The organism is Gordonia sp. GONU, from assembly GCF_024733855.1.
Taxonomy (GTDB): Bacteria; Actinomycetota; Actinomycetes; order Mycobacteriales; family Mycobacteriaceae; genus Gordonia; species Gordonia amicalis.
This window is the reverse complement of the sequence record NZ_JANRHB010000018.1, coordinates 72706-84859: the sequence shown is the minus strand read 5'-3', so window position 1 is coordinate 84859 and position 12154 is coordinate 72706. Positions and strand designations below refer to the sequence as shown.

Below are 12154 nucleotides of genomic sequence, written 5' to 3'. Positions count from 1 at the left end.
GATTCCCGGGTTTCCACCGCCGAAGTGCCCGCCGTTCCGGCGGGCACCGCAGGTTTCGACGCCACCGGCGACGAACTGCTGATGCCGTCATGGGATGAACTGGTGCGCGAGCACGCCGACCGCGTCTACCGCCTGGCCTACCGCCTCTCGGGGAATCAGCACGACGCCGAGGATCTCACGCAGGAGACCTTCATCCGGGTGTTCCGATCGCTGTCGAACTACCGCCCCGGCACCTTCGAGGGCTGGTTGCACCGCATCACCACCAACCTGTTCCTCGACATGGTCCGCCGCCGCAGCAAGATCCGCATGGAGGCATTGCCCGAGGAGTACGACCGCGTGCCGGCCGACACCCCCGACCCTCAGCAGATCTTCGACGCCACCAACCTCGACCCGGATCTGCAGCGCGCCCTCGACTCGCTGGCGCCCGACTTCCGCGCCGCCGTCGTCCTGTGTGACATCGAGGGGCTGTCCTACGAGGAGATCGCCGCGACCCTGGGTGTCAAGCTCGGCACCGTCCGCAGTCGCATCCACCGTGGCCGCCAGAGCATCCGCGACGCGCTGGCCGCCCAGGGGCACACCAGCAGCCGTTCGGTCGCCATCGGCGCGCACAGCTGACGATCCCCGGCTCGTCGGGCTCGGGAACCACGAGTCGACGAGCGTCGTTGTCTGACTCGGATAAGCTGAGACGTTGCGTGCGGCCCCGGTCACACCCCGTGCGGCGGCACAGCCCGCCGACGGTGAGTACCGTGGCGAGCAGACTCGGCAGAGGCGATGACAACGGAGTACGGCGGACACGTCGTGGAGAGGGGTGACCGACGATGATGGACGGCGATCGCGGGCGTCCGACCCGGGGCGGCGGTGTCGAGCCCCCGACCCCCAATCTTCGTCGCCGGCGATCCTCCTGGGGGGCCGACTCGTGGACTCCGGCCCCGTCGTCCTTCCTGCCCAACCGCGGCTATCGCGCGCCGGGCACCGCCGGTGGACGCCGCTTCGCCCCGACCGAACATCTCGCCCCCGAGGCGGTGGCCGCTTTCGTCGACGGTGAGCTCGGTATGTCGGCGCATGCTCGCGCCACCCACCATCTGGCGCTCTGCCCGGAGTGTGTGGCGGCGGTCGAAGCCCAGTCCCTGGCTCGTACCCGCCTGCGCGAGTCCGGCCAGGTGTCGGTGCCCGCCTCGCTGCTCGGAGCGCTCTCCCAGATCCCGACCCGCGAGATCGACCTCGGCTCGGACACCCCGACCGACGGCATCCCAGGCGCCCGCGAGGCGATGCGCCCGCCCGTGAACCCGCTCATGCGCGACACCGGCCGCGGCCGTAACTTCCGCCGTCGGGGTAGGTGAACGTGACCGACGGAACCGGACCCCAGGGCGAGGACACCTCGACTCCCGGCGGTGACGCGGAGTTCGCGCGTCGCGAAGAACCCCCACACTCGCAACGTCTGACGCCCGGGCGGCCGCGGCACGCCCCCGTATCGCCGGCAACGGCGCAGGTCTTCGGCCGGCCCTCGGGAGTGCGCGGTTCGTTCGCCGCCGATGCCGGCAGCCATCCCGCGCCGCAACCGCACGTCGCCGACCCGGACCCCGTCCTCGCCGAGGCATTCGGGCGTCCGCCCGGCTCTGACGAGACCCTCCAGCGCGATCCGCTCGCCACCTACGGCCAGACCGAGGACGAGCCGCCGCGCAACGACCCCTGGCGTGATCCGGAGAGCCCCGCGCGGCTCGTCGATCCCGCCCTGACGGCCGGCGCCTCGACGCCGGCCACCGACCCGGGCCCCAAACTCGGCGTCCGGGATGTGTTGCTGGGCAACCGCATCAGCTGGAGCGCGCTCGCGGCGCTCGCGATCATCGCGCTGCTCATCGCCGTCGTCGGCGGTCTGATGGGGCGGTGGACCGCCGAGGTGGCGGCGCCGCTGACCACCGATTCCGTGGAGCTGTCCACCGACGACCCCGGAAACGGTTCGGAGCCGCGTTCGCCGATCGCCGAGGTGGCGCGGTCCGTCGAGAAATCCGTGGTCGCCATCGACGTCCGGGCGTCGGGGGCCTATTCGACCGGTTCGGGCTTCGTCATCGACAAGGCGGGGTACATCCTCACCAACAACCACGTGATCTCGATGGCCGCGAACGACAAGAGCGCCAAGCTCGAGGTCGTCTTCTTCGACCGTCAGCGTGTCCCGGCACGCATCGTCGGACGTGACCCCAAGACCGACCTCGCGGTGCTCAAGGTCGAGAACGTGAGGAATCCCACCGTGTCGGTCCTCGGTAGTTCCGCGGACCTGCAGATCGGCGAGGAGGTCGTCGCCTTCGGATCGCCGCTCGGGCTCAACCGGACGGTGACGAGCGGCATCGTCAGTGCCACGAACCGCGCGGTGGCGCTCACGCCCGACGCCGAATCCGACACCGACGCGGTCATCGACGCGATCCAGACGGACGCAGCGATCAACCCCGGCAACTCCGGCGGTCCGCTGGTGAACGGCGACGCCAAGGTCGTCGGCATCAACACCGCGGGTCGGCTCGGTGCCGGCGGCGGCTCGATCGGGCTCGGATTCGCCATCCCGATCGACGAGGCCAAGCCCATCGCCGAAGCCCTCATCCGCGACGGCAAGGTCAACCACCCCCAGATCGGCATCAACGCGAGCTCGGTCCGCAACGAGCGTGTCCTGGGCGCCCAGGTGCGCAATGTGGTGTCCGGCGGACCGGCCGAACGCGCCGGAGTTCGCGAGAACGACGTCATCACCTCGTTGAACAACCGGCCCATCGAGAGCGCCGACGAGTTGAATGTCGCGGTCCGGACCGCGAAGATCGGTGAAGAGATCCCGTTCCAGTACTGGCGGGACGGGCGTACGTTCAACGGCACCATCACGCCGGCGAGCGACTGACACCGGGACGAGGCAGATGTTCAGCAGTATCGGATGGGGCGAGATCGCGATCCTGGTCGTGGCCGCCCTGGTCATCCTCGGGCCCGAACGACTCCCGGGCGCGGTGTCCTGGTCGATGCAATCGCTCCGCAAGGTCCGCGACTATGCGACCGGTGCGACCAACCAGCTCAAGGACGAACTCGGTCCGGAGTTCGAGGATCTGCGCAAACCTCTCGCGGACCTGAACGAGCTGCGGGGGATGACGCCGCGTTCGATCGTCACCAAGCACCTTCTCGACGGCGACGACTCGCTGTTCCGCCTGGGCGAGGACGCCACCACCGTCGATCGCAGCACCACCCCGGCGCCACCGATCAAGCCGGTGTCGGCGCCGATGTCGCTCGACAAGAACACCGACACCCCGGCACAGCCGTCGCCCGACAGTGCACCAGCAGAGCGTCGTACAGGTGGCCGTCCCGCCGTCACCGACTGGGACGCGACCTGACCGGAACTCCTCAGGAGTGCCGGACGGTGTCGAGCCCGAGGCTCATCCCGGCCAGTCCGCGCTTGCGGACGGCGAGTTTCGCGGCGATCGACCGCAGCGCTGAGCCGGCGGGGGAGTCGGGTGCCGACAAGACCACCGGAACACCCGCGTCGCCGCCCTCGCGCAGTGCGGTCTCCAACGGGACCTGACCCAAGAGCTCCACGGGTGCGCCCACCGCACGGGTGAGGCGTTCGGCGACCTGCTCGCCACCACCCGAGCCGAACGGCTCCATGCGGGTGCCGTCGGGGAGCTCGAGCCAGGACATGTTCTCCACGACGCCCAGGATCTTCTGGCGGGTCTGGAGCGCGATCGCACCGGCGCGCTCGGCGACCTCGGCGGCGGCCTGCTGCGGTGTGGTGACCACGAGGATCTCCGCACCCGGGATCAGCTGCGCGATGGAGATCGCGACATCGCCGGTGCCCGGGGGCAGGTCGAGGAGCAGGACGTCGAGGTCGCCCCAGTAGACGTCGGCGAGGAACTGCTGCAGCGCGCGGTGCAGCATGGGTCCGCGCCAGGTGACCGGGGTGTTGCCTTCGGTGAACTGGCCGATGGAGATGAATCGCACGTTGTGGCTGATGGGCGGCATGATCATCCGCTCCACCTGGGTGGGCTTGGCGTCACTGCCCAGCATCCGGGGGACGGAATGGCCGTAGATGTCGGCGTCGAGGACACCCACGCTGAGTCCGCGCTCGGCCAGTGCGGCCGCGAGATTGACCGTGACGCTGGACTTTCCGACGCCACCCTTACCGGATGCGACGGCGTAGACGCGGGTCAGGGACCCGGGCTGGGCGAAAGGGATGACCGGTTCGGCCTTGTCCCCGCGCAGCTTCTTGCGCAACTCGGTGCGCTGCTCGTCGTCCATCACGTCGAGTTCGACGCGCACCGCACCGACACCGGCGACATCGGCGACGGCGGTCTCCACCCGCTGGACGATCTCGGTGCGCAGGGGACACCCCGACGTCGTCAGATACACCCCGACGTCGACGCTCGCATCGTCGTTGACGGTGACCGACTTGACCATCCCGATGTCGGTGATGGGCTTGCCGATCTCCGGATCCTTGACCTTGCCCAGGGCGGCGCGAACTGCCGATTCCGTGGGCGCGACTCCTGTTGTCATCTGGTCCAGCCTACCGGCGCCGCCGACGGACCACGGTGGTGGTCCCGGCAGGCGGTCGTGCGGTGCCGGATCAGCGAACGGGCACCGGTGTCGTCGCCGGTCCCGACCGGTTCTCCGGCGGGGCCTTCTTGGTCACCGGAGCCTGCTTCTTGGGCGGCGGCGGGGGCACCTGTCCGGGCAGGGTGATCGTCGGCAGGCACACGATGAAACAGTTCTGCGGCGGCGGTGCGGGCCTGCGTACCGACGGCGACGAGGACGACGGACCCGACGGCGGCGTGGAGGACGAGGAGGAACTCGACTTGCTCTTGCTCGACGAACTCGACGCCTTGCGTTTCGCCTCCGGGATCGGGTTGGTCGGCATGACGCCGGTGGCGTAGGCGCCGGCCCAGCCGAGTACGTTCGCGACGTACTCCATCGAGCGGTTGTACCGGAGCACCGCCGCGACGCGGGTGCCCTCGCTCATGATGTCGCTGACCCCGGCGCACAGGTAGCGTCCCGCAGAGTAGGTGGCGTCGAAGATGTTGTTGGGGTCGGACTTGCCGTCGCCGTTTGCATCGGAGCCCCAGGACGCCCAGGTACTGGGGATGAACTGCATCGGTCCCATGGCCCGGTCGTGCCCGGGGTCGCCGTCGATGCGTCCACCGTCGGTGTCCTTGATGACCGCGTTGCCGGCCAGGGAACCGTCGAGCACGGGCCCGGCGATCGGGTTGATGGTGGTGCCGTACTGGTCGACCGAACCGTTGCTCGCATGATTGGACTCGATGCGGCCGATGCCGGCGAGCAGGAACCAGGGCAGCTTGCACTGGGGACTCTCGGCGCCGACCCGGTTCGCGGCGAGCTTGTAGGCCTGCAGGACCACGCCGGGGATGCCGAGAGGACCGGAGGGGAGATCGTTCGCGAGTCGGAACTGCGGCGCGGGAAGCGCGGCGGCAGGCTTCTCCGGCGGCGGCGCGAAACCCAGGAGCGTCACGGGCGAACCCGGCACGACATCTGCGACGACGACCGGGGCCTCGGGTTCGGGGGTCGCTGCGGCGAGCACGCCGTGCGCACTCGATGACGCCGTGCCCAGCACCATCGTGCCGACGAGTGCGCCACCGACGACGATCGTCGCGGCTCGCCGCGGGAAGTGCAGGGGACGCTGCGGCCCACGACGGCGGCGCACCAGGTTCAGCGGGCTCATCGGCCACCGCCCCTGCGGTTCGCCAGCACCGATTTCTCGATCACATGTACTCCGTTGTCACAACACCACACGTCTGCCCCCCGAGGACGCAGTGATTGCCCGCTCCGGCCGCACGGCCTGGAGCCGAGAGCGGATGTGTCCGAACCGGGTCTGGCGTCGTGACCGACACCGGGATCCGGCCGAACTGTGACCCACCATACATATTGGGTCTGATGACCCAATGGCGAACTCCGCATTTACTCGTCGTCACTCACTTCGTCGCTGCGCCGCGAGAAGTTACGGCGGCAAACCCATGGGAGAGAAGTTACTGGAGTGACGTCACGGAGTGGTATCGGGCGGTGCCGGGACCTCCTGGAGACGTGGTCCGCTCAACGGGACTTCTCGACGCCGTCCGCGTCGTCCGAGGCTTCGTTGCGTGCACCGAACCGTTCGGTCAGCTCATCGAGTAGCTCGTCGAGTTCTTTGCGCAGGTAGTCGCGCGTCACCGTGTCGCCGACGGCCAGGCGGACGGCGGCCAGCTCACGCGCGAGGAACTCGGTGTCGGCCTTGGTCTGCGCCGACCGCATCCGATCCTCCTCGAGCGCCACGCGGTCCCGGTTCTCCTGACGATTCTGGGCCAGCAGGATCAGCGGCGCGGCGTAGGCCGCCTGCGTGGAGAACGCGAGGTTGAGCAGGATGAACGGATACGGGTCCCACCGGATCGTCACCGCGACCAGGTTCAGCGCGATCCACACCACGACGATGACGGTCTGGATCAGCAGGTACCGGCCCGTGCCCAGGAACCGGGCGACACGTTCGCTGTACATCCCGACGACGTCGGAATCGAGGTTGAACGAGATGGTGCGCCTGGTGCTGGGGATGTCGAGTTTGCGACCGCCCTGCTCGCTCATCGGATCCTCACCTGCGCGCCGGCGCCGGTCCGCTTGTCGACGTCCTCGGGTTCGGTCTCACGCCAGTCGCGCGGCAGGATCTCGTCGAGGAGGTCGTCGACGCTGACGGCGCCGAGCAGGTGGCCGGCCTCGTCGACCACCGGGCCGCAGACGAGGTTGTAGGTCGCGAAATAGCGCGTCATCGTCTCCAGCGAGTCTTCCGGGTGTAATTGCGCGAGGTCGGTGTCGAGGATTCCGCCGACCAGGTGGGCCGGCGGCTCGCGCAGCAGGGCCTGCAGGTGCACACAGCCGAGATACTTGCCCGTCGGCGTCGCGGTCGGGGGACGCACGACGAACACGATGCTCGCCGAAGCGGGGGTGAGGTCGGGGTTGCGGACGCGTGCGAGTGCCTCGGCGATCGTCGTCGACGCGGTGACGATGATCGGTTCGGAGGTCATCACACCACCGGCGGTGTCAGGGGAGTGCAGCAGCAGTCGACGGACCGGTTCGGATTCCTCCGGGTCCATCTCCTCGAGCAGCGCCTCGGCCTCGGTGTCGGGGAGCTCGCCGAGGAGGTCGGCCGCGTCGTCGGGGTCCATCTCCTCGAGAATGGTGACGGCCCGATCGCGACCCAGGGCGGTGAGCATCGCCGTCTGATCGTCGGGTGGCAGTTCCTGGAGCACGTCGGCGAGCCGCTCGTCCTCGAGCGCCGAGGCGATCTCACCACGTCGTTTGGCCGGCAGCTCCCGGAGCGCGTTGGCCACGTCGGCCGGGCGCATCCCCTCGAACTGCATCAGCGCCTGGGCGACGCCCTGGCCGGGCAGGTCGAGGGCGGACTGGGTGATGCCCTGGACGCTGGACCATTCCACGACGTGGGTCTCGTGACGCCGGCGCAGACCGCGTCGGCCCGCGCGGATGGCGACCCGCGACACGACCCAGTCCCGGGTGCGGGTGCGTTCGATGCCGAGATCGACCACCGTCACGTCGGCGTCGGCGAGTTCGGGCAGGTCCGGGTCGGTGACCCGGACCCGGGTGTCGAGGATCTGGCCGATCGCCAGGGCCTCGCCGGGGCGAAGATGCAGTTTCCGCAGGCTCACCGTGCCGGTGTTGAGGGTCACCGCCTGCGGTTCGATCCCGGTGACGCGCAGCATGGGAACGAAAATCCTTCGGCGGGTGGTCAATTCGACCGCGAGGCCGAGTGCGCGTGGTTGTTGACCCGACAATCGGATCGAGATCACCACGTCGCGGACCCGCCCGATGGATTCACCATCGGGACCAAGGACGGCCAACCCGACTAATCTGGCCACGAACACCTTGCTCACCGACGACATGGGAGTAAGGGTAGTGCCATCGGTTCGGCCAACGCCGTCGGCGAGCGCGGAACAGCAGACTCGACTTCACAGGGAGGTCCCGAAATGACGAATCCCATGCGCCCGGGTCGGGAGACGCCGGGACTGCCGACGCCGCCCAAGGGGTGGCCGATCGGCTCCTACAGCACCTACGCCGAGGCGCAGCGGGCGGTGGACTATCTGTCCGACGAGAACTTCTCCGTCGAGGACGTCACGATCGTGGGCGTCGACCTCATGCAGGTCGAGCGTGTCATCGGACGCCTGACGTGGGGCAAGGTGATCGGCGGAGGTCTGGTCTCGGGGGCCTGGCTCGGCCTCTTCTTCGGCATCCTGGTCTCACTCGTCTTCGCCGGTTCGCCCCTGGGGCCGATCCTGGTCGGTCTCGTCGGCGGCATGGTCTTCGGTGTGATCTCGGCGACGATTCCGTATGCTGCGACACGCGGCCAGCGCGACTTCGCGTCGACCATGCAGCTCGTCGCCGGCCGTTACGACGTCCTCTGCGATCCCAAAAGTGCAGAGAAAGCCCGCGACATGCTCGCGCGCCTGACGATGTGAGGTCTCGACCGTCGGCGGACACGGGGCGATCACAATCGGCGACGGAGTGGCACGCCCATGCCGAATGTGTTGCATGTCACGAATCGTGACGTATAGCGTTGCACCTCGGACGCTCACGGCGGAGCACCTCGGGTACTCCGCCGCGTACGACATCGAGGAGGCTGCGTGCGGAGCAGGGTCAGCAGGTATCGAACCACAAGTCGCGTAAGGCGAAAGGTCCTCGCGGCGGCGGTCGCCGCGGCCGCGGCGCTCCCCGTGCTGTCGGCGTGCGGCTCGGGATATGAAGCGGGCGTACTGAATTTCTATCCACCCGCCGACGGTGCCGACACCTTCGCCGCGATCGGCGACAAGTGTTCCGCCGAATCCAACGGTGAGTACAAGATCGTCACGACGCCCCTGCCGAAGGGTGCCGACGATCAGCGGCTGCAGTTGGCCCGCCGCCTCGCCGGCAACGATTCCGGGCTCGACCTCATGGGCATGGACGTGGTGTGGACCGCTGAGTTCGCCGACGCGGGCTGGATGGTCCCGGTGCCCGACGCGATGGCCGCGGAGGTGTCCGCGCGGACCCTCGGCGGTCCGCTCGACACCGCGGTGTGGAAGACGGATGAGGATGAGCGCGAACGCCTCTACGCCATCCCGTTCTCCACCAACACCCAGTTGCTCTGGTACCGCAAGGATGTGCTGCAGGACAAGGTCGACCGCCGTCGTCCCGCCTCGACATGGGACGGGATGCTCAAGGATGCACTGGTCAGCGGCCGCAACGGCGGACCGACCTACATCATGGTGCAGGGCAGGCAATATGAGGGCCTGATGGTCTGGTTCAACTCGGTACTCGTCAGTGCCGGCGGCCAGGTCGTCGACCCCGAGAACCCCGACAAGGTCACGCTCAACGACACTCCGGAGCATCGCGCGGCCACGGTCCGCGCCCTCCGGACACTCAAGGCGGTGGCCACCGCACCGGGCGCCGACCCGTCGCTGACCAACTCCGACGAGGGTGCCGCCCGCCTGGGCATGGAGAGCGGTGAGGCGCTCTATGAGGTCAACTGGCCCTTCGTGTTCCCCGGCATGCGCGAGAACGCCGTCGCGGGATCCGTCCCGTTCCTGGACCTTACGAAGTACGCCGACCTGTACGCCGACAGCGAGAATCCGCCGTCCGACCGGGATGTGCTCCCGCTCAACCGGGAGATGCAGAAGGTCTTCGACTTCGCCCCGTACCCGGGCTTCGAGGGCCTGCCCACCAAGACGACCCTCGGTGGGATCAACATCGCCGTCGCCAGCACCTCCGAGCAGCCGGACCTGGCCTTCCGTGCGGCCGAGTGCATCACGAGCGAGGCGTCGCAGAAGAACTTCTCGCTCAACGCGGGTCCGCCCCCGGTGATCGAATCCATCTACGACGACGCAGATTTCCGCCTCGCCTATCCGATGGCGCAGGAAATCAAGCGTCAGCTCGAACCCGACCATGCTGCGATTCGTCCGAAGTCTCCTGACTACCAGGCGATCTCGACGCTGCTGCAAGCAAAGCTGAGTCCGGTCGGGGCGTGGGATCCGGAAACACTGGTGGACGAACTCGCCGAGGCCGTCCAGAAGGCAATCGACGGGGAAGGGTTGGTTCCGTGACCGATCACAACACACCCGGCGGGAACACTCCGGGCGGGCGCGCACCGAACGAGGACGACTCCGCCGACGAGTCCGCGTTCCGCCCCGGCCGTCATGCGCTGCCCGACGATGCGCCCGCCCAGACCGGCCCGATCCCCATCGTGGGGGACAGCCCGCCCGTGCACTCCGACGAGTTGTGGAAGGCGCCACCGGGAGGACGCCACGAGGTTCCACCCGGTTCGGCCCGGGTCGGTTCGGCGCCCGCGAACCCGGTCGGGTCGAATCCCGGATCCGTCGGCGTGGCACGGTCATCGGCAGCCGCCACCGCGGTGGCCGAACGACGCCGCGATGAAGCGGCACCGAAGCCCCGCAAGCGCAGTGAGGGCAAGACGGCCGAGCGGCGGCTGGCCTTCTGGCTCGTCGCGCCCGCCGCGCTGATGATGCTGCTGGTGACCGGATATCCGATCATCTACGCGGTCTGGCTCTCGCTGAACAAGATGAGCCTGTCCGCGCCCGGAGAGCGGGAGTTCGTGTGGTTCTCGAACTACGCGACGGTGCTGACCGACAACTACTGGTGGACGGCCTTCGGCGTCACGGTGGGTATCACGGTCGTGTCGGTGCTCATCGAGCTCGTCCTCGGCATGGCCATCGCACTGGTGATGCACCGCACCATCTTCGGACGCGGCACGATCCGCACCGTCGTCCTGATCCCGTACGGCATCGTGACCGTGGCCGCGGCGTTCTCGTGGTACTACGCGTGGACGCCCGGCACCGGCTATCTGGCGAACCTGCTGCCCGACGGCAGTGCGCCGCTCACCGAACAGTGGCCGTCGCTGGCGATCATCGTCCTCGCCGAGGTCTGGAAGACCACCCCGTTCATGGCGCTGCTGTTGCTGGCGGGCCTGGCGCTGGTGCCCGACGACCTGCTGAAGGCCGCCCAGGTCGACGGTGCCGGTGCGTGGACGCGCCTGTGGCGCATCATCCTTCCGCTGATGAAGCCGGCCATCCTCGTCGCGCTGCTGTTCCGCACCCTCGACGCGTTCCGCGTGTTCGACAACATCTACGTTCTCACCAGCGGGTCCAACAACACCTACTCGGTGTCGATGCTGGGCTATGACAACCTGTTCGGCGCGTTCAACCTGGGCGTCGGATCGGCGATCTCGATCCTGATCTTCATCTGCGTGGCGATCATCGCGTTCGTGTTCATCAAGGGGTTCGGCACCGCCGCACCGGGTTCCGACGACGAGGGGAGGTAATCCGGTGAATTCGAGCGGAAAGTCCAAGGCGTGGTGGACGATCGCCAACATCCTGGTGATCCTGTACGCACTCATCCCGCTGCTGTGGATCATCAGCCTGTCGTTCAAGCCGGCGTCGAGCGTGACCGACGGGAAGTTCATCCCGGCCGAGTTCACCCTCGACAACTACAAGTCGATCTTCGAGACCAGTGCCTTCACCTCGGCGCTGATCAACTCGATCGGCGTCGGTCTGATCACCACCCTGATCGCGGTGATCCTGGGCACGATGGCCGCCTACGCCGTGGCGCGACTGGAGTTCCCCGGCAAGAAGGTCCTCATCGGGGCCGCGCTGCTGATCGCGATGTTCCCGCAGATCTCGCTGGTGACACCGCTGTTCAACATCGAGCGGCGTCTGGGTCTCTTCGACACCTGGCCGGGCCTGATCCTGCCGTACATCACCTTCGCGTTGCCGCTGGCGATCTACACACTGTCGGCCTTCTTCCGCGAGATCCCCTGGGAACTCGAGAAGGCGGCCAAGATGGACGGCGCCACCCCGTGGCAGGCCTTCCGCAAGGTGATCGCGCCGCTGGCCGCGCCGGGTGTGGTGACCGCGGCGATCCTGGTGTTCATCTTCGCCTGGAACGACCTGCTTCTCGCCCTGTCGCTGACCTCGACCGAACGGGCGATCACCGCACCGGTGGCCATCGCGAACTTCACCGGCAGCTCTCAGTTCGAGGAGCCGACCGGTTCGATCTCGGCCGCCGCGGTCGTCATCACCATCCCCATCATCATCTTCGTGCTGTTCTTCCAACGTCGAATCGTGGCCGGTCTGACTTCCGGCGCCGTGAAGGGATAACC

The 12154-nt window shown here is 68.1% G+C and carries 12 protein-coding genes; 8 read left to right on the top strand and 4 right to left on the bottom strand.

Annotated features, from left to right (window positions below):
* The 4 genes from sigE to tatB all read left to right on the top strand — a co-directional run.
* On the top strand, window positions 1-615 hold a 615-nt coding region (sigE, locus tag NWF34_RS16450), incomplete at its 5' end, for an RNA polymerase sigma factor SigE (RefSeq protein ID WP_375295679.1).
* A 203-nt stretch (window positions 616-818) separates the two neighbouring features.
* Entirely contained in the window at window positions 819-1340 is a 522-nt protein-coding gene (locus NWF34_RS16445; protein WP_024497295.1) for a hypothetical protein, read from the top strand.
* Complete coding sequence (locus tag NWF34_RS16440) at window positions 1337-2875, top strand: trypsin-like peptidase domain-containing protein (RefSeq protein ID WP_035760072.1); 1539 nt, start codon at window positions 1337-1339, stop codon at window positions 2873-2875. The genes NWF34_RS16445 and NWF34_RS16440 overlap by 4 nt, the downstream gene beginning before the upstream one ends.
* A gap of 16 nt (window positions 2876-2891) precedes the next feature.
* A complete protein-coding gene (gene tatB / locus NWF34_RS16435) occupies window positions 2892-3356 on the top strand; it encodes a Sec-independent protein translocase protein TatB (RefSeq protein WP_006437243.1) in 465 nt (154 codons plus the stop codon).
* Window positions 3357-3366: 10 nt separating this feature from the next.
* Here the strand turns inward: tatB and NWF34_RS16430 are convergent, their stop codons facing one another.
* From NWF34_RS16430 to NWF34_RS16415, 4 genes are all read right to left on the bottom strand, one after another.
* Entirely contained in the window at window positions 3367-4512 is a 1146-nt protein-coding gene (locus NWF34_RS16430) for an Mrp/NBP35 family ATP-binding protein (RefSeq protein WP_024497298.1), read from the bottom strand.
* Window positions 4513-4582: 70 nt separating this feature from the next.
* Entirely contained in the window at window positions 4583-5692 is a 1110-nt protein-coding gene (locus NWF34_RS16425) for a lytic transglycosylase domain-containing protein (RefSeq protein WP_006437245.1), read from the bottom strand.
* Window positions 5693-6060: 368 nt separating this feature from the next.
* Window positions 6061-6582, bottom strand: coding sequence for a DUF1003 domain-containing protein (locus NWF34_RS16420; protein WP_024497299.1), 522 nt, complete (start codon window positions 6580-6582; stop codon window positions 6061-6063).
* Window positions 6579-7892 (bottom strand): magnesium transporter MgtE N-terminal domain-containing protein, encoded by a 1314-nt coding sequence (locus NWF34_RS16415; protein ID WP_024497300.1) that lies wholly within the window; start codon window positions 7890-7892, stop codon window positions 6579-6581. Before NWF34_RS16415 ends, NWF34_RS16420 begins: the two co-directional genes overlap by 4 nt.
* A gap of 84 nt (window positions 7893-7976) precedes the next feature.
* On the opposite strand from NWF34_RS16415, the gene NWF34_RS16410 reads away from it, so the two are divergent.
* From NWF34_RS16410 to NWF34_RS16395, 4 genes are all read left to right on the top strand, one after another.
* Window positions 7977-8465: a general stress protein gene (locus NWF34_RS16410; RefSeq protein WP_024497301.1), complete on the top strand. Its 489-nt coding sequence runs from the start codon at window positions 7977-7979 to the stop codon at window positions 8463-8465.
* A 165-nt stretch (window positions 8466-8630) separates the two neighbouring features.
* Complete coding sequence (locus tag NWF34_RS16405) at window positions 8631-10082, top strand: extracellular solute-binding protein (RefSeq protein WP_258325519.1); 1452 nt, start codon at window positions 8631-8633, stop codon at window positions 10080-10082.
* Entirely contained in the window at window positions 10079-11317 is a 1239-nt protein-coding gene (locus tag NWF34_RS16400; protein ID WP_081712364.1) for a sugar ABC transporter permease, read from the top strand. Before NWF34_RS16405 ends, NWF34_RS16400 begins: the two co-directional genes overlap by 4 nt.
* A 4-nt stretch (window positions 11318-11321) precedes the next feature.
* Entirely contained in the window at window positions 11322-12152 is an 831-nt protein-coding gene (locus NWF34_RS16395) for a carbohydrate ABC transporter permease (protein ID WP_006437251.1), read from the top strand.
* Window positions 12153-12154: the final 2 nt, after the last annotated feature.